Genomic DNA, 18,489 nt, shown 5'->3' on the forward strand with positions numbered 1-18,489 from the left:
TCGCTTCATCATGATAGACGCCGCCCCCCCGTTTACCCCTTTGGCCGTCGTCCGCACCGTCGCCGACCTGCGGGCGATCGTCCGGGACTGGAAACGTCAAGGCCTGAGCGTCGGCATGGTTCCGACCATGGGCGCCCTGCATGAAGGCCATCTGACCCTGGTGCGCGAGGCCGCACGCCGCGCCGACCGCGTCGTCGCCTCCAACTTCGTCAATCCGACCCAGTTCGCGGCGCATGAGGATCTGGGCAAATATCCCCGCCAGCAGGAGGAAGACGCCCGCTTGCTGTCCGGCGCCGGCTGCCATCTGATGTTCGCGCCCTCAGCCGACGAGATGTATCCGGAAGGCTTCGCGACAACCGTCGCCGTCGCGGGCCCGGCGCTGGGTCTTGAGGGCGATTTCCGGCCGCAGATGTTCGGCGGGGTCGCCCTGGTCGTCACCAAGCTGTTCAACCAGGTCCAGCCCGATGTCGCGGTCTTCGGCGAGAAAGACTATCAGCAGCTGATGGTCGTTCGTCGGTTCGTGCGCGACCTGGATCTGCCGGTCGAGATCGTCGGCGCGCCGACGGAGCGGGACGGCTGGGGCCTGGCCCTGTCGTCACGCAACGCCTACCTGTCCGAGACTGAGCTTGAGACCGCGCGCCGGCTGAACGGCATTCTGGCGGAAGCCGGCGTCCATGCCTCAAGCGGCCGCCCCCTGCCCGGCGTTGAGCGTGAAGCCTATGCCGCCCTTCTAAAAGCCGGGTTTGAGCGGGTCGATTACGTCGCCATCCGCCACGCCGAGGACCTTACGCCGTTCCGCAACGACATCGTCGACGCCCCCGCCCGCATCCTGGCCGCCGCCTGGCTGGGCAAAACGCGCCTGATCGACAATATGGCGGTCTGAAACGATCAGGGCCGCATCCTTCGCCGGATGCGGCCCTGTGAGATCAGCCGATTGCGCCGACGCAGCCCTCGGCGTCGCCCGGCGCCAGATCGGCGTCGGTCAGGGCGATGGTCCAGCCGTGATGCGTGTTCAAGCCCCAGCGACGGGCGCCGCCGCCGTCGCCGGCGTCCCCACCCGCCGTGACCACCACGCGTCGGCCCTTGGGCAGAGCCGGCGGATCGATCTTCCCAACCGCCAGAGACGTCGGCGTCTCGCCGCCGTAGCCGTCGAACACGCTCAACATCGACCACTCGCGCCGCAGGCCCATCCACCAGGCATCATCGGTATTGATCGCCAGCACGGCGATCCCGTGGCCCTCGGCGGCGAAGGCCAGGGCCTTCTGCGGATCGCGCACCATCTTGATGTCTGCAGCGGCGCCGAAACGCAGGCGCGCGCCGTCATAGGCTCGGGTCGGTTCGATCGGGGCCCAGACCTGAACCTGAAGCCGGCCTTGGCGCGCCAGGCCCCACCCGACAATCTCGCGCCACAGATGCTCCACCGCCTCGGCGTTCTCGGGCTTGGCCTGCTTGAGCATGCGCGAAAGGACGGTCTGCTCGCGATCGGGACGCAGCTTGGTGTGCGGGCCGGTGGGCGCGTCTTTGGCCCGGCCGACCGTGGCGGCGATGGCCAGGCGTTGCTCGAACAGCGCCAGAATCTGGTCGTCGATGCCGTCGATCTCGGCGCGCAGGGCGGCCAGCGCCTGCTGTTCGGGGGTCAGGTCGGCCATGTCAGGCCAGACTTGCAGAAGGTTGGAATGGGGCATGGAAAAGGGCTTTCGGCATTCTGAGATTCGATATGTGCAGGGGCGAACAGCCGCTCTGGTCCAGAGCGGTCGCCGGTGAAGCAGTCAGGGACGGAGTGCGCCCGACGCCTCAGCCGGCGTATCGAAAGCCGTAAAAGCCGTAGCCGAAATAGAGGCCGGAAACCGCGCGCGAACGGTCGAAAGAAACAGAAAGAGCGCGCAGGCGGGACATGGTCCGGTTCCGGTTTATGCGGATCGTGTTGCGATCCGTGGGTGTCTTAAGGACGCAAAGACCGTGCGCCGTCAAGCCTCAGGCAAGCTCAACAGGACAAAACGCGTCTGATTATCGCCGGAATCCTGCAAGTCGTTGCGCAGGATCGACAGACCATAGACTTCGGCGGCGCCGACGGGAGCGATGGCCGCCCGCGTCGGATCGCCTGCGTCAGCGACATCGCGCGCCGCACCGGCCGTGTCGAAATGCTCGACCACCTTCACATGCAGCGCCTTCAGCGTCCGCTCGCATTGAGCCAGGGCGATGGGATGGCTTTCGACCGAGCGGATGTCGGCCAGCCGCGCGCCGGGCACGGCCATCAATGCATGGCGGATGGGCCGCCACACCTCGGCGGTCGGGTCGAAGCCCAGCCCCCCCACCAAAGTCGCCGCAGGCTCGACCACGCCGATGGTCGAGTTCTCGACCGGGATCAGGGCGCAGCCGCAGTCGCCGGACTTCAAGGCGTCGATGGCGCTCTCGAAGGTCTCGAAGGCCACAGCCTCGTCCCAAGGGCGCAGGGCAAGACAGGCTTCATGGCTGAACGATCCGGGCGCGCCCTGATAGGCGACCCGGCCGGGCTTTTCGTCCTGCGTCAGAGTTTCCATCGACCGTCACCTTGAAGAGCGCCCCGAAGGTTCGCTCCTTTCCATCATCAACTTCCAGACGTGACGCCGCCGCGATGGCGCGACCATGACCGGAAAGGCCCTAATCTGAGGCCCCGCACACCCTCGGGAAAGACGTCCGTCAGGCCGCCGCCGACTGCGCGACCCGTCCCGCCTTGAGCCGCTCGGCCACCAGGAAGGCTAGCTCAAGCGCCTGGTCGGCGTTCAGTCGCGGGTCGCAGTGGGTGTGATAGCGGTTGGACAGGTCGTCCTCCGTCACAGCCTGGGCGCCGCCGATGCATTCGGTGACGTTCTGGCCGGTCATTTCCAGATGGACGCCGCCGGGGTGAACCCCTTCCGCCTCGGCCACATCGATGAAGGTCCGGACTTCGCCCAAGATGCGGTCGAACGGCCGGGTCTTGTAGCCGTTGCCGGCCTTCAGCGTGTTGCCGTGCATCGGGTCGATGGACCAGATCACCTTGCGGCCCGAGGCCTTCACTTCGCGCATCAGCTTGGGCAGGCGCTCGCCGACCTTATCGTGACCGAAGCGTCCGATCAGCGTCAGGCGACCCGAGACATTGTCCGGGTTCAGGGCGTCGATCAGCGGCAGCAGGTCGTCGGCCGTCATGGTCGGCCCGCACTTCACACCGATGGGGTTCTTGATCCCCTTCATGAATTCAACGTGGGCGCCGTCCAACTGACGCGTGCGCTCGCCGATCCACAGCATGTGGGCCGAGGTGTCGAACCATTCGCCGGAACCGCCATCCAGACGCGTCAGGGCGCTTTCGACGTTCAGCAGCAGGGCCTCATGACTGGTGAAGACCTCGACCCGGCTGAGGTCCGGATGAGTCTCGGGCGTGACGCCGACCGCCTCCATGAAGGCCAGGGCCTCGGTGATCTTGTCGGCCAACTCGCGGTATTGCGCGCCGGCGGCATTGTCGCCGGCGAAGCCCAGGGTCCAGCGATGGATGTTGTACAGGTCGGCATAGCCGCCGCCGGCGAAGGCGCGCAGCAGGTTCAGGGTCGAGGCCGACTGGTTATAGGCGCGGATCAGACGTTGCGGATCAGGCGCGCGCTCCTCCGGCGTGAAGCCCATGCCGTTGATGATGTCGCCGCGATAGCTGGGCAGTTCGACGCCGTCGATCTCTTCCAATGGCGACGAGCGGGGCTTGGCGAACTGGCCGGCGATCCGCCCTACCTTCACCACCGGCTTGCGCCCAGCGAACGTCAGGACGACCGCCATCTGCAGGATCAGGCGGAAGGTGTCGCGGATATTGTCTGTCGAGAACTCCTTGAAGCTCTCGGCGCAGTCGCCGCCCTGGAGCAGGAAGGCGTCACCCCGCTCAACCTGCGCCAGCTTCGACGTCAGGCGCCGCGCTTCGCCGGCGAAGACCAGCGGCGGCAAGGCGCGCAGCTCGTCTTCCACCCGCGCGAGGGCGGCAGGATCCGGATAGTCCGCCGGCATATGCAGGGCGGTCTTGGTTCTCCAGCTTTCGGGGGTCCAGCGTGTCATCGCGCAAGAATAGGACTTCGCGCCTATTCAAACAACGAAAAGCCAGGAGGATTTTGCCGCGAAATGTCAGTCTTCCGAAGAAGGCGACTTTTCCGCCGCAGCTTCAGCCTTGCGTTCGGCCTTCGCCGCCGCCTTCTCGGCCGCCTTCAGCGCTGCGGCGCGCTCACGTTCCTGACGCTCAAAGCTATAGTTGGGTTTGCGAGCCATCGGCGTCCTCGTCTCAAATCTTGATCTTGCGGTGAAGGTGACGATGCATGGTGCCGGACGCAATCGCCAAATCCAGCACCATGCAAAAGCAGCTCACAGCAGTCTCTCCTTGCGCGTCAAAATCTTGGCTGCGGCGTCGAAGGCGATGAACAGGCGAGCTAAAAGGGTCATGGGCTCTGAACGCTTGGCCTTATTCGATGTTCAGTCCCGCAAACCTTCGTCGCACCCAGCAGGCAGGCGCCCATGTCGACCCAACCCACCCTCCTTGGCGGTGTCGAAGCCGGCGGCACCAAGTTCATCTGCGGCGTCGCCGCCGCCGACGGCGTGATTGTCGACCAGATTCGTATACCCACGACGTCGCCCGACGAGACGCTCGATGCGGTTGCAGCCTTCTTCGTCAACGCCCAGTCGAGGCACGGCCGGCTTTCTGCGCTGGCGACCGTCAGTTTCGGCCCTTTGTCCCTGAAATCCGACGCGCCGGACTTCGGCGCCATCACCAGCACGCCCAAGCCCGGGTGGAGCGGCGTCAACCTGTTGGCCCGTCTGAGCCGTTTCCTCGATGTTCCAATGACGCTGGACACCGATGTGAACGGCGCGGCCGTCGGCGAACATCTGTTCGGCAGCGGGCAAGGGCTGGAGAGCTTCTGCTACGTCACGGTTGGCACGGGCGTGGGGGTCGGGGTGATGATTGACGGCGCGCCGCATGGCGGGGCGAACCATCCCGAAGCCGGTCATATCCGGCTGCCCCGCGCCAAGGGCGACGAGACGTTCTCGGGCGTTTGTCCCTTCCACGGTGACTGTCTGGAAGGCTTGGCGAGCGGGCCGGCGCTGCAAGCGCGCTGGGGTGCGGCGGCCGAGACTTTTTCTCGTGATCATCCGGCCTGGCCGATGGCGGCGGAGTATATCGCCGGTCTGTGCACCAACCTGACCTATACGCTGCGGCCGGAGCGAATCATCATCGGCGGCGGCGTGATGCAGCCGCACATGTACGATCTGGTCAGACAGGCGCTGGTGAGACAGCTCGGCGGCTATGACGCGAGCCTGCGGAATCTGGATATGAAGACCTATATCGCGGCGCCGACCGCGGGCGTGTCCGCCGGACTGATCGGCGCATTGGCACTCGCCTACCGGTCTGTCACGGGCGCGTGGCCCAAGAACTGGGGGACGCAGGGCCAGGATCAGATCGAAGTGGAGATGGTGGACGCGACAGGGATTGAACCTGTGACCCCCTCGGTGTGAACGAGGTGCTCTCCCGCTGAGCTACGCGTCCTTGCCTTGCGGAGGCGGCGACATAGCCCGGTCGCCGGCCCCGCGCAAGCGCCTGTTTCAGATTCCGGCGGCGCGAACGCCTTCGGGCGTATCGGCTTCCGGGTCGCCCGGAAGCCAGGCGACGTGACCGTTGTAGATGTCCTGGTTGAGGATGCCCTCCTCCTTGGCCACCAGCACCGGGACCAGCATCTGGCCGGTGACGTTGGTCGCGGTGCGCATCATGTCGATAATCCGGTCGATGGCGACGATATAGCCGATCCCTTCCAGCGGCAGGCCGGCGGTCGACAGGGTCAGGGTCAGCATGACGATGCTGGTGCCCGGCACGCCGGCCGTTCCCAGCGACCCAAGCACCGCCGTCAGGCCGATCAGGACGTACTGGGTCAGCGTCAGATCGATCTTGAAATACTGGGCGATGAAGATCGAGGCGATGGCCGGATAGATGGCCCCGCACCCGTCCATCTTCACATTGGCGCCCAAAGGCACGGCGAAGGCGGCGTAGGCCTGGGGCACGCCCAGCCGTTCGACCGTCTGGCGAAGGGTGATCGGCAACGTCCCCAGCGAGGATGAGGTCGCAAATGCGGTCTGCTGGGCCGCAAAGGCGCCGCGGAAGAAGCTGGTGACCTTCAGACCGTGCAACTTCAGCAGGCCCGAATAGACGATCAGGATGTGGAACAGGCAGGCCGCATAAATGGCGAGAATGAACTTCAGCAGCGGCAGCAGCGCCTCCCAGCCATAACCGCCGACGACCGAGCCGATCAGGCCGAACACGCCGATGGGCGTCAGCTGGATCACCCAGCGGGTGATGCGGAAGATGACGGCCGCGCCTTCGTCCACCAGACGCCGCACCCCCTGCGCCCGGTCGCCCAGCGCCACCAGCGCCATCCCGACCAGGGCCGAGAAGAAGATGATCTGCAGCACCTTGCCCTCGGCCAGGGCGGCGAACGGATTGGTCGGCACGACGCCGATCAAGACTTCCAGCGGAGTCGGGATCACCCGTTCCTTGACCTCGCCCAGCGGCAAGTTGGACAGGCCGACGCCCGGATTGATGATGTGGCCGAAGGCGAAACCGACCAGCACCGCCAGCAACGACGTGATGGCGAACCAGACGATGGTCCGCACCCCCAGCCGCACGGCCCCCGCCCCCTCGCCCAGCTTGGCGATCGAGCTGGCAATGGTGAAGAGCACCAGCGGCGCCACAACCATGCGGATCAGGTTCAGATAGACGTCGCCGATCGGCTGAAGCCAAGTCTCGGCCCGCTCGCGCAGGATCAGCCCGGCGATGATGCCGAGGATGAAGCCGGCGGCGGTCCGCTGCCACAGCGGGATCTTGAAAAAGCGAGCGAGCATGACGGCACTTTCAACAGGGGTGCGCCAATCTGTCCATAGCCATGGCGATCCGCAACCGCAGCAGCGATCATTCCGCCGACAGATTTCCTGTCGGCTGGCTTCAGAATTTCAGCGCCCGCCTTACGTAGAAGTCGGAGAGGATACCGTCGATCGCCTCTTCGACGTCCTCGAAAGCGTCGATCAGCACGTCCCCGCCCAGGTCTTCGACGGGCGTCGGCGTAAAGCCGAAGGTCGTCAGAATGCAGGGCATGCCGGCGTCTTTAGCGGCGTCCGCGTCCGGCGCGGCGTCTCCCACCATGATGGCCCGTTCGGGATCACCGCCTGCGATCACGACGGCCTCCTTCAGATGGGCGCCCGAGGGCTTGCGCGCGCTGACCCGATCCGGGCCGACGATGGCGGCGAAATGTCGGGTCAGGTCCAGCTTGCCCAACAACAGCTCCGACAGGTCCGAACGCTTGTTGGTGGCCACGACCAGGATAGCGCCCCGCTCGCTGAGCCGCTCCAGCGTCTCGACCACACCCTCGAAGGGCTGCGAGCCGTCGGCGATATGAACGGCGTAATCGACCAGGAACCGCTCGAACAGTTCGTCCGACCTGGCCCGCTCGACCGGCGCGCCTGCGGCTTCGAAGCCGTGCACCAGCAGCGCCCGCGCGCCCGATCCGATCAGGGTCGAGGCGGACTCCATCGGCACGGGCGGCAGCCCCTCCTCGACCAGCATCCGGTTCAGCGTGCCGATCAGGTCCGGGGCGGAATCGACCAGCGTGCCGTCAAGGTCGAAGGCGATGGTCCAGCCTTCCAGGTCGCGATCGCTCATCCACATCTCCCGCTGGCCCGCATGATGGGCTAGATCGCAGGACGACTAGACTGCGAGACGATTCATGACCAGCCAGACGCGCGCCCGCGCCGCCATCATTCTCGCCGCCGGCCAGGGCACGCGGATGAAATCGCCGCTGCCCAAGGTGCTGCACCCGGTGGCCCACCGCGCCATGCTGGACCACGCCATCGATGCGGCGGAAGGCCTGGGGTGCGAACGCATCGTCGTCGTGGTCGGCAATCACTCGCCGGAGGTCCGGGCCCATGTCGTCAAACGGCTGGGCGAGGCCGCCATTGCGGTCCAGGACCCGCCGCTCGGCACCGGCCACGCCGTGCGCGCCGCCGAACAGGCGCTGGCCGACTTCGACGGCGAGGTGGTCGTCACCTATGGCGACGTGCCGTTGCTAAAGGCCGCCGACATCGAGCCCGTGTTCAATGCCGACGGCGTGACCGTCATCGGGTTCAAGGCTCGCGATCCGGGCGCCTACGGCCGTCTGATCGTCGAAGGCGACACCCTGACCGCCATCACGGAGGCCAAGGAGGCGTCGGCCGAGATTCTCGCCATCACCGCCTGCAACTCGGGCGTCATGGCCGCGCCGGCCGGCCTGCTCTTCTCGTTGCTGGCCGACGTGAAGAACGAAAACGCCAAGGGCGAATACTATCTGACGGATGTCGTCGCTCTGGCACGCCAGGGCGGCCATCCGACCCGCGCCGTCTTCGCCGCTGAGGACGCGGTAATGGGCGTCAACTCCCAGGCCGAGCTGGCTCAGGCCGAAGCCTTGTTCCAGAGCGTGCAACGCGACAACTTCCTGGCGGCCGGCGTGACGATGGCGGCGCCTGACACCGTTCATTTCGCCTGGGACACCCAGATCGGCGGCGGGACCGTTATCGAGCCGTTCGTCGTCTTCGGTCCCGGCGCGGTGATCGAGGGCGGCGCGCGCATTCGCAGCTTCAGCCATATCGAGGGCGCGCGGGTCGCTGCCGGCGCCGAAGTCGGTCCTTACGCGCGCCTGCGTCCCGGCGCGGACCTGGCGACCGGGGTCAAGGTCGGCAATTTCGTCGAGGTCAAGAACGTCAGGATGGCCGAAGGCGCAAAGGCCAATCACCTGGCCTATCTCGGCGACGGGTCGGTCGGCGCGGGCGCCAACGTCGGCGCAGGCACGATCTTCTGCAACTACGACGGCTTCAACAAGGCGCAGACCCAGATCGGCGCCGGCGCTTTCGTCGGATCGAACTCCAGCCTGGTGGCCCCGGTGGTCATCGGCGACGGCGCCCTGATCGCCTCCGGCTCTGTCATTACCCAGGACGTGCCCGCCGACGCCATGGCCTTCGGCCGCGCGCGCCAGACTGTCAAACCCGAAGCGGCCGCGGCCTTCCGTGTCGAAGCCAAGGCCAAGAAGGCTGCGAAATTTAAATGAGCGACCTCCAGAAGAAGAACGCCGGCGAGGCCGCCGCCGCCCACGTCGAGGCGGGCATGATCGTCGGCCTGGGCACCGGCTCGACGGCCGCCTGGTTCGTCAAGGCGCTGGCGGCGCGCAACCTGCCCAACCTGCGCTGCGTGCCGACATCGGAGAAGACTGCAGATCTCGCGCGCGAACTTGGGCTGACTTTGTCGACGCTGGAGGACACGCCGCGCATCGACCTGACCGTGGACGGCGCCGACGAAATCGGGCCGGGCCTGGCGCTGATCAAGGGAGGCGGTGCGGCCCTGCTGCGCGAGAAACTGGTGTGGGAGGCCTCGGCCCGCTGCATCGTCATCGCCGACGCGGCCAAGGTGGTGCCTGTGCTGGGGACCTTCCCCCTGCCGATCGAGGTCGTCGCCTTCGGTCACAAGACGACAGCCAACCGCATCGCCGATGTGCTGATCGACCACGACATCAACCAGCCGGCGCGCGTGCGTCAGGCGGATCGCGGCCTGGTTCGCACCGACGGCGGCAATCTGATCTACGATGCGGGCTGCAAAGCGATCCATGATCCGGTCCGTCTGGCCGACGATCTGAAACTGACCACCGGCGTGGTGGAACACGGCCTGTTCCTGGACCTCGCAGACTTCGCCATCATCGGGACGGACGAGGGCGTTGAGGAGCGCCTTCCCTAGGACACGCCCCGGCGGCTCAGCACCGCCGGGACCGTGCGCGCCAGGATCGCCAGATAGACGCTCACGGTGCGGTTTCTGACGAACCAGACGTCCATCGCCACACGCCGCGGATAGGGCACGGCGTTGCGCCCCGACACCTGCCACAGCCCCGTCAGGCCCGGGCGCACCGCGCAGTAGTCGGCCAGCCGCCGGCCATATCGCCCAGCCTCGTCGATCACGATCGGTCGGGGGCCGACCAGCGACATCTCGCCTCTCAACACATTGATCAACTGAGGCAGTTCATCCAGGCTGCACCTTCGCAACAGGCGGCCCAGCGACGTGACGCGCGGATCGTGCGTCAGCTTTCGCATCGCCTGCCATTCCGGATCAAAGGCTGACGGCAAGGCTTGCTCCGCGCCCATCCTCATCGAGCGAAACTTGAGACAGTCGAATAGTCGGCCGTCGCGCCCGATCCGTTGCTGGCGAAAGATCGCGGCCCCTCCGTCCTGCATCCTTACGCCCAGGGCGATGAAAACGAAGAGCGGCCAGGTCAGAAGCAGCCCTATCAGGGCGAAGGCGATATCCATGGCGCGGGTCGGGTCGAGACGAACACGGCGCCGATGCGCCCCGACACCGCATGTCGACGTTACATCGCACCCGGCCAATTCCGATATCGACATCCAGCGCCCCCAAGCGTCACCATAACTTGGGATTGCGTCATTGGCAATCTTGGCGCGCCGCCAACGCAGCTTGTTTAGATCAGTCGCCACCCCACCAACTGAGCATGAACGACGTGCGACGGCCGCTCACCGAAACCGTCCCGGTAACGATAGGCGTCTGATCGCCGAGATTGCGCCGCGCCGTCGCCAAAGCGCCCTGGTCAATTCGCGCCGACAACTCGACCGGGCCCATGCCAGGCGCAGACCCGCTCATTTGGATCCGATCGTCGGTGACGACATAGGCGTCCGGCAGAACCCTGACCTCGCCCTGCGGCCCGGTCAGCGACAGGATCAGAGGCGGCGAAGCGCGGGAGCCGCCTTCCCAGGCAGCAAAGGCCTCATCCTGTCCGATGAACAGCGATGCCACGGGCTGAATGGATGCCTCACCTGTCGGGCGATAGTCGCCCGAGATATCGCCGCTTAGACGATGCTGGAACGTCGCTTCCGGCGTCGACGTCGGTGTCGCAGCGTCGCGCCGCTCGCATGCCGCCAGGCTCAGTAAGCCTATGACCGCGACAACCATCCATGAGGATCTCATCGATCAAGCGCCTGGTCCAAAGCGCGGAACCCGGCGATGGCGATCTCGGTCGCGCTGGTGAAGACCGATGGCTCGATCTTGTCGAAGGTGTCGCTCGGTCGATGATAGTCGGGGTGATAATCGACGCCCATGTACAGGAAGGGCACGCCTGCCTCGTGGAAGGCGCCATGATCGGAGGCGTCGACCCAGTTGTTCTCGCCCGTATCCTGCGGGGTGTCTTTGCCGAAGGCGAAGGACACGGCGCCGTTCGGCGCCACGGCCTCCAGCACGGGGCGCAGATTGGGGTGCTGATAGGTCCCGGTGACCCACAGATGGCCGTCGGTCTCCGCCCGCGCCGTCATGTCGAAGTTCAGGTTCAGGCTCAGGGACGACAGCGGCACCGGCGGCGCCTTGACGAATTCTCGAGCGCCCAACAGCCCCCGCTCCTCGCCGTCCAGCGCGACGATCAGCACGCTGTGTTCCGGCGGTTGGGCCTTCAGTCGCGCCGCCAGCTCCAGCATCGTCGCCACGCCCGAGGCGTTGTCGTCGGCGCCGTGGAAGATCTGACCGTCATTGACCCCGACATGGTCGTAATGGGCCGTCACGACGATATAGCGGTCGGCGACGCGCGTTCCGGGGATCAGGCCGACGATATTCACGCCGCTGAAGGTCTTCACCCCCTCGCGCGTGCGGCCCGGCGTCTCGAACCGCTGCAAACGCCCGAACGGCGGCGCCTGAACCCCCATGGCCTCCAGTCGCGCCACGATATAGGCGCGCGCCCGCTCGCCGCCTTCAGAGCCCGTGTCGCGGCCCTGCATGTCGTCGGCCGACAGGATGCGAACATCGTCCAGCAGTTGGCTGGAAACCGGCGCGACGGCGCTCGGCGCACTCGGAGCTGTCGCGGGAACGGCGGTGCAACCACTGACGATCAGGGCGGCGCCAGCGCCGAAAAGGCAGAGGGTCGAACGAGTCATACAGGCTCCGATAAGGATGCGCGAACCTAGCGAAGTGCGGACGGCGCGTCAGCCTACGGTTCTGTCATCATCGGCTTTGCGCGATGCACGGGCGGCGCGTCAGATGATATGACGACGGCCATGGCCAACGCGATTCCTCTCGAAGTCCCCGTCGAAGACCTCACCGCCGAGACGGCCGCGGAGGCCCTGGCCTGGTTGGCCGCCGAAATGGCCCGTCACGACGCGCTCTACAACGAGGCGACGCCCGAGATTTCCGACGCCGACTACGACGCCCTGCGTGCGCGCAACCTGGCGATCGAAGCCGCCTTCCCTGATCTGGTCCGCCCCGACTCGCCGTCGAACAAGGTCGGCGCCGCCACCTCAACCCAGTTCGCCGAGGTGCGCCACGGCGTGCCCATGCTGTCGCTGGACAACGCCTTCGACGAGGGCGAGGTGCGCGATTTCGTGGCCCGGATCATCCGTTTCCTGAAACTGCCCGCCGACGAACCGATCGCCTTCGTCGCCGAGCCCAAGATCGACGGCCTGTCCGCCAATCTCCTGTATGTCGACGGCAAACTGACGATCGGCGCCACGCGCGGCGACGGCCGCGCGGGCGAGGACGTCACCGCCAATCTGAACACCATCGCCGATGTGCAACAGACCCTGGCCGGCGTCGACTGGCCCGCCCGGATTGAGATCCGGGGCGAGGTCTATGCCCCTAATGACGCCTTCGCCGCCTTCAACGCGGCCGCAGAGGCGGAAGGCCGCCGGACCTACGCCAACCCCCGCAACTTCGCCGCCGGCTCCCTGCGCCAAAAGGACGCCCGGATCACCGCCAAACGTCCGCTGAACTTCTTCGCCTACGCCTGGGGCGAACACTCCAGCGACTTCGCCGAGACCCAGTGGGAAGCCCTGCAAAAGCTCAAGGCCTGGGGCTTCCCCGTCAACGCCCGCTCGCGCCGGGTCGAGGGTGCGGAAGGCCTGATCGCCGTCTATCGCGAACTGGAACGCGACCGGGCGACCTTGGGCTATGACATCGACGGCGTGGTCTACAAGGTGGATCGCATCGACTGGCAACGCCGCCTGGGCTTCGTCGCCCGCAGCCCTCGCTGGGCCATCGCCCACAAATTCCCGGCGCAGCAGGCGACCACGGTGCTGGAAGGCATCGACATCCAGGTCGGCCGCACCGGCTCCCTGACCCCCGTCGCCCGCCTGCACCCCGTCACCGTCGGAGGCGTGGTGGTGCGCAACGCCACCCTGCACAATGAAGACGAGATCGAGCGTCTGGATGTCCGCATCGGCGACACCGTCCGCCTGCAACGCGCCGGCGATGTCATCCCCCAGATCCTGGGCGTGGTCCCGGAGTTACGTCCCGCCGACGCCGTCCCCTATGCCTTCCCTGAACACTGCCCCGTCTGCGGCTCGGAAGCCGTGCGCGAAGGCGATGAGGTCAAGCGCCGCTGCACCGGCGGCCTGGTCTGCGACGCCCAGATCGTCGAACGACTCAAGCATTTCGTCGGCCGCCGCGCCTTTGACATTGAGGGATTAGGCGAAAAGCAGTTGGTCGCCTTCCATGCGCGGGGCTGGATCAAGGAGCCGGCCGACATCTTCCGACTGGCGCGCGACGAGGCGCGGCTGAAAGAACTGGAACGCGACGATGGTTATGGCGAGACCAGCATCCGAAATCTGGTCGCCGGCATCGACGCCCGTCGCGTCATCGCGCTGGACCGGTTCCTGTTCGGTCTGGGAATTCGCGACATCGGCGAACAGACCTCCATCGTCCTGGCCCGCGCTTTCGAGAGCTGGTCCGCGCTGAAGGCCGCCTGCCTCCAAGCCGCCTCGGGCGTGCCGTCCGACGCCTGGACCGACCTGGCCGCCGCCCACGCCATATCGCCCCGCGTCCTGACCCTGATGGCCGAGGCCGCGCCCCCCGCCGTAGATCCCTGGCCCGAGGCGACGATGGACATGAAGATCAGCCAGGCCTTCCCCGGCATGGCCGCTCCGGCCCGCCGGTCTCTGGCGACGATGGCGAACGACTGGTCCGGGCTGGTCGAACTGGCCCGTGTCGCGCGCGAGGACGGCCCGTCCGAAATCCTGAACCAGATCGCCGGTGTCACCGGCGTCGGTCCCGTCGCGGCCGAGGCCTTGGCCCACTTCTTCCACGAGCCGCATAATCTGCAGGTCGTAGAGGCTTTGGAAGCCGAACTGACCGAAATCCTCGATGCCGAACGGCCCAAGTCCGACACTGCGGTCGCGGGCAAGACCGTCGTCTTCACCGGCGCCCTGGAGCGCTTCACCCGCGACGAGGCCAAGGCCCGCGCCGAAAGCCTGGGCGCCAAGGTCTCGGGTTCAGTGTCGAAAAAGACCGACTACCTCGTCGCAGGCCCCGGAGCCGGCTCCAAGCTCAAGGACGCCGAGAAGCATGGCGTCCAGGTGCTGACCGAGGACGAATGGCTGGCCCTGATCGGCGGTCGAAGTTGACCTAAGGGTCGGTTTTCGTTGGTGATCGCTGGGGTTTTGGCCTTGTTTTCAACCGAAACCGCGATCAACGTCCGCTTCAACGGGCGGTGCGACCGACCCGACGAAAGGGAACGACTATGAAGATCAAGATCATGCTGGCCGCGGCGACCCTGGCGGGCGCCCTCGCCTCTCCAGCCCTGGCGGGCGACCCGACCGGCCTGTGGCAGACGCCGACTAATGGCGGTCAGGTGCGGATCGCGCGCTGCGGCCAGGCGCTGTGCGGCACGCTGGTGACGTCTGACCACATTCGCGCCGACGCCAATGCGCGCGACGCCAACAATCGCAACGCTGCTCAGCGGAACCGCACCCTGCGCAATCTGCCCATGCTGACCGGCTTCACCGGCGGTCCGACGGAATGGCGCAACGGCTCGGTCTACAATCCGGCCGACGGCGGAACCTATCGCGGCACCATCACCATGACAAACGACAACAGCCTGCGTCTGCGCGGCTGCATTGTGGCTCCGCTGTGCAAGACCCAGACCTGGACCCGCATCCAGTAGGGTCAGGACGCCCCATTTACGAAAGGCCCGGTCGGAGCGCTTCGACCGGGCCTTTTTCATTTGGCTTGTGGCTCAGCGATTCAGCGCCGCCCGCGCCGCCTCTGCGTAGCGATGCCCCGTCGCCGCGCCTTTGGGGAAGACGGCCTCGATCCGGGCGAGATCCTCAGGCGTCAGCACGACGTCCACGGCCGCCGCATTCTGCTCCAAGGTCGCGATACGACGGGTGCCGGGGATCGGGATCAGATCCTCGCCCTGCGCCAGCACCCAGGCCAGCGCCAGTTGAGCGGCAGTTATGCCCTTGTCCGATGCAATTGCCTTCGCGGCCTCAACCAGATCCAGGTTCTTCTGGAAGTTCTCGCCCATGAAGCGCGGATTGGTGCGGCGGAAGTCGTCTGCGTCCAGGTCATCGATCGAGGTGATGTCGCCCGACAGGAAGCCTCGCCCCAGCGGGCTATAGGGCACGAAGCCGATGCCCAGTTCGCGCACGACTGCGAACAGTTCGTCCTCCGGCTCGCGGCTCCAAAGCGAATATTCCGTCTGCAGCGCCGTAATTGGATGGGTCGCATGCGCCTTTCGCAGGGTGTCGGGTGCGGCCTCGGACAGGCCCAGGAAGCGGACCTTGCCCTCCTTGACCAGTTCCGCCATCGCCCCGACCGTATCCTCAATCGGCGTGTCCGGATCGACGCGGTGCAGATAATAAAGATCTACGTGATCGACGCCGAGGCGTTGCAGGCTGCCCTCGATGGCGCGACGGACATTGGCCGGGCTGCCGTCGGTCATCAGCTTGGTGCGGTCGGCGTTATAGTTGATGCCGAATTTGGTGGCGATGAAGGCTTGGTCGCGCCGGTCGTTCAGCGCCTTGCCGACCAGCACCTCGTTGGTGTGAGGGCCGTACATCTCGGCGGTGTCGAACAGGGTGATGCCCAGATCGAGCGCCCGATGGACTACGGAGATGGACTCAGCCTCTTCGGAGCCGCCATAGAAGGCGCTCATCCCCATGCAGCCCAAGCCAATGGCCGAGACCTCGGGGCCGTTCGCACCCAACTTGCGCGTCTTCATAGGGGCCTTCTCCTGTCGGTGTGGGGATCGGCCTAAAAACGGATATGGCGATCGATGATCAGGAAATGGTCGCGGCGACGGCGGGCTGCAAGCCCGGCCGCGCTTTGCGATGGTACCGCCTCTCAGGCTTGAACTGAGGACCTCCGGTTCCACAAACCGGCGCTCTAACCAACTGAGCTAAGGCGGCCCGCGCATCGCGAGGCGCGTTCTCTACCGGGCCTGCGGCAGGCGATCAAGCGCCTTCCTCACATTTCGTCAGGAGATTTCGCCGGCAACGCGACAAAGAAAAACGCCCCGGAGATTGCTCTCCGGGGCGTCTTGTCTGTTGCAATAACCATCACCCGAGGGTGAAGGGCACCCGGACGCGGAAGGTCGCGTCTTGAGCGGCGCCGTCGACAGTCCGCGGGGACAACTGTCCACGCTGAACCACCCGAATGGCGGCGCGGCCGAAGCCCATGCCTGCGGGCTCTTCCGAGATCACGCGGCAGTTCGCCGGAGCACCGTTGGAGCGCGCGGTGCACTCGACCGTAGCCGAACCGCTGATTTCACGTTCCAGCGCACGCGCCGGGAAGTCATCAGCCGTCGGGCGCGGTTGGCGCGACCACTGAACGTTCGTGATCGTCGACGGGCGCGGCGGAGCCGGAGGCGCAGGCGGAGGCGGAGGTCCAGGAATGTTGACGGGCGGACCCGTGTATTCAACCCGATCTTCCTTCTTCGTCGGCGTGATATTGACCGGCGGAGGGGGGACGATGTTCGGGACCGGAGCCGGCACGCGCACCTGAAGCTTCGGCGGCGGAGGCGTGTCCGTCGGCGGAGGCGGCGGAGGCGGAGGCGGCGGAGGCGGAGGAACCGGCTCGACCAACTCGACCTCGACGGACTCGTCGACGTAGTTAAACTCCTTCAGCTTGAACTTGGACTGCTGAACAAAGAAGATCAGCAACGCAAACAAGATGCTGACCACCATCAGGCAGACGATCAGCACGGGGTAGGACACCCCCATGAAGCCCTTCTTCTTGGGTACGTCGTAGCGACTGCGATGATATTCGACGTCTGTCATACTATCTCCGCATCCTAACTCGTCGCCTGGTCTTCGCCGACCAGCGCAACGCTATAGAAGCCGTTATCCTGCAGCGCATTCATGACCTGCATGAAGTCGCCGTAACGGGTGTTCTGATCGCCCCGAATGAAGATCCGCTCATCGGCCGGGTTCCGGGAACCGATCTGTTCTTTCAGATCGGCGCCCAGGGATCCGACGTCGGTCTTGAAGTCGCCCACATAGACGTCGCCGTCATTCTGGATCGAAATATAGACCGGCTTGGGCGGGTTCGGGGCCGCCTTGGCGACGGCGATTGGCAACTCGACAGGCACCGACACAGAGGCAAGCGGAGCCGCCACCATGAAGATGATGAGCAGGACCAGCATGATATCAACGAAAGGCGTAACGTTGATATCACTGTTGGCCTGAGGCAGGTTGCCAGCGCCGCCCGATTTAATCTTGGCGGCCATCCGTCTTACGCCCCCTTGTCGAGCTGACGCGAGATGCCGTTCAGCAGCTCAGCGGCGAAGCCGTCGGCGCGCGTGCCGTAGGCAGCGATGCGGGTGTTGAAGTAGTTGTAGAAGACAACGGCCGGAATAGCGGCGAACAGACCGATACCGGTGGCCAGAAGAGCTTCAGCGATACCCGGCGCCACGACGGCCAGGTTGGTCGTGTTCGACTGGGCGATACCGATGAAGGAGTTCATGATGCCGTACACGGTGCCGAACAGACCGACGAACGGACCGATCGAGCCGACCGAAGCCAGGAACTGTTGACCGCCCGAAAGGCGCAGGGCCAGACCGGATTGAACGGCGGCGACAGCCGACTGAGCGCGGCCCATGGCCGAATCGAGGTGATCGCCGGTGACCGACAGACCCGATTGACGCGACAGTTCGATTTCTTCGGTGGCGGCGGCGGCCATGTCGGCCAGCGGGTTGCCGTCGAACTCTTCCTGAGTCGAGACAGCGCGCATGTCGGCGATGGTGCGGGCGCCGCGGAAGTTCTCGAGGAAGGTGTCGGTCTTGCGGTTCAGAGCGCCGAACTCGAACAGCTTGATGAGCAGCAGGGTCCACGACAGGATCGAGGCCAGCAGCAAGCCGGCCATAACGACCTTAACGACGACCGTGGCTTCCATGAACATGGAGATCGGGGTGATGTCGCCGTGACCGCCGCCGACGGCGTCGTTCACCGTTGCCGGATCAGCTTCGCCAGCAGCCGGAGCGGCGGCTGCGGGAGCCGCAGTCGAGGCGGCCGGGGTGGGCTCGGCCGGGGCCTGGGCCAGGACCGGCGAGCTCGCCATCAGCGCGGCGGCGCCGGCCATGGCGAGAAGGATATTCGTCTTTTTGCTGTTCAGCATAATTCGCCAGTTCCTGCTTGGTCTGACTCGTGGAACCAAAGGTGCGGCCATAGTCAGCGACCGCC

Annotated in this window: 19 protein-coding genes and 2 tRNA genes; 6 read left to right on the forward strand and 15 right to left on the reverse strand. The window is 65.9% G+C overall.

Translation table 11 applies throughout. The features are described 5' to 3' along the window. Positions 1–10 precede the first annotated feature (10 nt). Positions 11–883, forward strand: coding sequence for a pantoate--beta-alanine ligase (gene panC, locus AC3WRC_RS12350; RefSeq protein WP_492304055.1), 873 nt, complete (start codon positions 11–13; stop codon positions 881–883). A 43-nt stretch (positions 884–926) separates the two neighbouring features. Here the strand turns inward: panC and AC3WRC_RS12355 are convergent, their stop codons facing one another. The 4 genes from AC3WRC_RS12355 to AC3WRC_RS12370 form a co-directional block, all read right to left on the reverse strand. Then, positions 927–1,685: a chorismate mutase gene (locus tag AC3WRC_RS12355; protein ID WP_492304056.1), complete on the reverse strand. Its 759-nt coding sequence runs from the start codon at positions 1,683–1,685 to the stop codon at positions 927–929. 282 nt (positions 1,686–1,967) lie between these two features. Then, positions 1,968–2,540, reverse strand: coding sequence for a prephenate dehydratase domain-containing protein (locus AC3WRC_RS12360; RefSeq protein WP_492304057.1), 573 nt, complete (start codon positions 2,538–2,540; stop codon positions 1,968–1,970). A gap of 139 nt (positions 2,541–2,679) precedes the next feature. Beyond that, the gene (locus AC3WRC_RS12365; protein WP_153925671.1) at positions 2,680–4,050 is read right to left on the reverse strand and encodes a class II 3-deoxy-7-phosphoheptulonate synthase; all 1,371 of its coding nucleotides are present in this window, start codon (positions 4,048–4,050) and stop codon (positions 2,680–2,682) included. Between the two features lie 66 nt (positions 4,051–4,116). Then, positions 4,117–4,257 (reverse strand): hypothetical protein, encoded by a 141-nt coding sequence (locus tag AC3WRC_RS12370; RefSeq protein WP_165116349.1) that lies wholly within the window; start codon positions 4,255–4,257, stop codon positions 4,117–4,119. Positions 4,258–4,500: 243 nt separating this feature from the next. Here AC3WRC_RS12370 and AC3WRC_RS12375 point away from each other — a divergent pair, with 243 nt between their 5' ends. Continuing rightward, on the forward strand, positions 4,501–5,496 hold the full coding sequence (locus AC3WRC_RS12375) for an ROK family protein (RefSeq protein ID WP_492304192.1): 996 nt from the start codon (positions 4,501–4,503) through the stop codon (positions 5,494–5,496). On the opposite strand, the gene AC3WRC_RS12380 is transcribed toward AC3WRC_RS12375, so the two are convergent. From AC3WRC_RS12380 to AC3WRC_RS12390, 3 genes are all read right to left on the reverse strand, one after another. Continuing rightward, positions 5,453–5,527, reverse strand: a tRNA-Val gene (locus AC3WRC_RS12380). The genes AC3WRC_RS12375 and AC3WRC_RS12380 overlap by 44 nt on opposite strands. A gap of 56 nt (positions 5,528–5,583) precedes the next feature. After that, positions 5,584–6,873: a dicarboxylate/amino acid:cation symporter gene (locus AC3WRC_RS12385; protein ID WP_492304058.1), complete on the reverse strand. Its 1,290-nt coding sequence runs from the start codon at positions 6,871–6,873 to the stop codon at positions 5,584–5,586. A 100-nt stretch (positions 6,874–6,973) separates the two neighbouring features. Then, on the reverse strand, positions 6,974–7,687 hold the full coding sequence (locus AC3WRC_RS12390; RefSeq protein ID WP_492304059.1) for an HAD-IA family hydrolase: 714 nt from the start codon (positions 7,685–7,687) through the stop codon (positions 6,974–6,976). Between the two features lie 64 nt (positions 7,688–7,751). Here AC3WRC_RS12390 and glmU point away from each other — a divergent pair, with 64 nt between their 5' ends. Next, the gene (glmU, locus tag AC3WRC_RS12395) at positions 7,752–9,104 is read left to right on the forward strand and encodes a bifunctional UDP-N-acetylglucosamine diphosphorylase/glucosamine-1-phosphate N-acetyltransferase GlmU (protein ID WP_055754890.1); all 1,353 of its coding nucleotides are present in this window, start codon (positions 7,752–7,754) and stop codon (positions 9,102–9,104) included. Further along, positions 9,101–9,784, forward strand: coding sequence for a ribose-5-phosphate isomerase RpiA (gene rpiA / locus AC3WRC_RS12400; RefSeq protein WP_055754889.1), 684 nt, complete (start codon positions 9,101–9,103; stop codon positions 9,782–9,784). Before glmU ends, rpiA begins: the two co-directional genes overlap by 4 nt. Here the strand turns inward: rpiA and AC3WRC_RS12405 are convergent. From AC3WRC_RS12405 to AC3WRC_RS12415, 3 genes are all read right to left on the reverse strand, one after another. After that, positions 9,781–10,350: a sugar transferase gene (locus AC3WRC_RS12405; protein WP_492304060.1), complete on the reverse strand. Its 570-nt coding sequence runs from the start codon at positions 10,348–10,350 to the stop codon at positions 9,781–9,783. The genes rpiA and AC3WRC_RS12405 overlap by 4 nt on opposite strands. 172 nt (positions 10,351–10,522) lie before the next feature. Then, a complete protein-coding gene (locus AC3WRC_RS12410; RefSeq protein ID WP_492304061.1) occupies positions 10,523–11,005 on the reverse strand; it encodes a hypothetical protein in 483 nt (160 codons plus the stop codon). Positions 11,006–11,016: 11 nt separating this feature from the next. Then, positions 11,017–11,973, reverse strand: a complete 957-nt coding sequence (locus AC3WRC_RS12415) for a M28 family peptidase (protein ID WP_492304062.1) — start codon at positions 11,971–11,973, stop codon at positions 11,017–11,019. A 120-nt stretch (positions 11,974–12,093) separates the two neighbouring features. Between AC3WRC_RS12415 and ligA the strand changes: the two genes are divergently transcribed. Continuing rightward, positions 12,094–14,433, forward strand: coding sequence for an NAD-dependent DNA ligase LigA (gene ligA / locus AC3WRC_RS12420; protein WP_492304063.1), 2,340 nt, complete (start codon positions 12,094–12,096; stop codon positions 14,431–14,433). 116 nt (positions 14,434–14,549) lie between these two features. Further along, on the forward strand, positions 14,550–14,972 hold the full coding sequence (locus AC3WRC_RS12425) for a DUF2147 domain-containing protein (protein WP_265150844.1): 423 nt from the start codon (positions 14,550–14,552) through the stop codon (positions 14,970–14,972). 72 nt (positions 14,973–15,044) lie between these two features. Here the strand turns inward: AC3WRC_RS12425 and AC3WRC_RS12430 are convergent, their stop codons facing one another. The 5 genes from AC3WRC_RS12430 to AC3WRC_RS12450 all read right to left on the reverse strand — a co-directional run bounded on the left by AC3WRC_RS12430 (position 15,045) and on the right by AC3WRC_RS12450 (position 18,424). Further along, a complete protein-coding gene (locus AC3WRC_RS12430) occupies positions 15,045–16,031 on the reverse strand; it encodes an aldo/keto reductase (protein WP_492304064.1) in 987 nt (328 codons plus the stop codon). A 110-nt stretch (positions 16,032–16,141) separates the two neighbouring features. Then, positions 16,142–16,218: transfer RNA gene (locus AC3WRC_RS12435), tRNA-His, on the reverse strand. Positions 16,219–16,368: 150 nt separating this feature from the next. Further along, on the reverse strand, positions 16,369–17,088 hold the full coding sequence (locus tag AC3WRC_RS12440) for an energy transducer TonB (protein WP_055754883.1): 720 nt from the start codon (positions 17,086–17,088) through the stop codon (positions 16,369–16,371). A gap of 14 nt (positions 17,089–17,102) precedes the next feature. Then, the gene (locus AC3WRC_RS12445; RefSeq protein ID WP_055754882.1) at positions 17,103–17,537 is read right to left on the reverse strand and encodes a biopolymer transporter ExbD; all 435 of its coding nucleotides are present in this window, start codon (positions 17,535–17,537) and stop codon (positions 17,103–17,105) included. Between the two features lie 5 nt (positions 17,538–17,542). Further along, positions 17,543–18,424, reverse strand: coding sequence for a MotA/TolQ/ExbB proton channel family protein (locus AC3WRC_RS12450; RefSeq protein ID WP_055754881.1), 882 nt, complete (start codon positions 18,422–18,424; stop codon positions 17,543–17,545). Between the last annotated feature and the right edge of the window lie 65 nt (positions 18,425–18,489).

The organism is Brevundimonas sp. EU05-FHT14B07 (assembly GCF_058790795.1).

Bases quoted from the DNA above. Each gene is read 5' to 3' on its own strand.
- AC3WRC_RS12370 (WP_165116349.1), bottom strand. From the start codon at position 4,257: ATGGCTCGCAAACCCAACTATAGCTTTGAGCGTCAGGAACGTGAGCGC.
- rpiA (WP_055754889.1), top strand. From the start codon at position 9,101: ATGAGCGACCTCCAGAAGAAGAACGCCGGCGAGGCCGCCGCCGCCCAC.
- AC3WRC_RS12445 (WP_055754882.1), bottom strand. From the start codon at position 17,537: ATGGCCGCCAAGATTAAATCGGGCGGCGCTGGCAACCTGCCTCAGGCC.
- AC3WRC_RS12405 (WP_492304060.1), bottom strand. From the start codon at position 10,350: ATGGATATCGCCTTCGCCCTGATAGGGCTGCTTCTGACCTGGCCGCTC.
- AC3WRC_RS12375 (WP_492304192.1), top strand. From the start codon at position 4,501: ATGTCGACCCAACCCACCCTCCTTGGCGGTGTCGAAGCCGGCGGCACC.
- AC3WRC_RS12410 (WP_492304061.1), bottom strand. From the start codon at position 11,005: ATGGTTGTCGCGGTCATAGGCTTACTGAGCCTGGCGGCATGCGAGCGG.
- AC3WRC_RS12415 (WP_492304062.1), bottom strand. From the start codon at position 11,973: ATGACTCGTTCGACCCTCTGCCTTTTCGGCGCTGGCGCCGCCCTGATC.
- AC3WRC_RS12430 (WP_492304064.1), bottom strand. From the start codon at position 16,031: ATGAAGACGCGCAAGTTGGGTGCGAACGGCCCCGAGGTCTCGGCCATT.
- panC (WP_492304055.1), top strand. From the start codon at position 11: ATGATAGACGCCGCCCCCCCGTTTACCCCTTTGGCCGTCGTCCGCACC.
- ligA (WP_492304063.1), top strand. From the start codon at position 12,094: ATGGCCAACGCGATTCCTCTCGAAGTCCCCGTCGAAGACCTCACCGCC.
- AC3WRC_RS12360 (WP_492304057.1), bottom strand. From the start codon at position 2,540: ATGGAAACTCTGACGCAGGACGAAAAGCCCGGCCGGGTCGCCTATCAG.
- glmU (WP_055754890.1), top strand. From the start codon at position 7,752: ATGACCAGCCAGACGCGCGCCCGCGCCGCCATCATTCTCGCCGCCGGC.
- AC3WRC_RS12425 (WP_265150844.1), top strand. From the start codon at position 14,550: ATGAAGATCAAGATCATGCTGGCCGCGGCGACCCTGGCGGGCGCCCTC.
- AC3WRC_RS12450 (WP_055754881.1), bottom strand. From the start codon at position 18,424: ATGCTGAACAGCAAAAAGACGAATATCCTTCTCGCCATGGCCGGCGCC.
- AC3WRC_RS12385 (WP_492304058.1), bottom strand. From the start codon at position 6,873: ATGCTCGCTCGCTTTTTCAAGATCCCGCTGTGGCAGCGGACCGCCGCC.
- AC3WRC_RS12355 (WP_492304056.1), bottom strand. From the start codon at position 1,685: ATGCCCCATTCCAACCTTCTGCAAGTCTGGCCTGACATGGCCGACCTG.
- AC3WRC_RS12440 (WP_055754883.1), bottom strand. From the start codon at position 17,088: ATGACAGACGTCGAATATCATCGCAGTCGCTACGACGTACCCAAGAAG.
- AC3WRC_RS12390 (WP_492304059.1), bottom strand. From the start codon at position 7,687: ATGAGCGATCGCGACCTGGAAGGCTGGACCATCGCCTTCGACCTTGAC.
- AC3WRC_RS12365 (WP_153925671.1), bottom strand. From the start codon at position 4,050: ATGACACGCTGGACCCCCGAAAGCTGGAGAACCAAGACCGCCCTGCAT.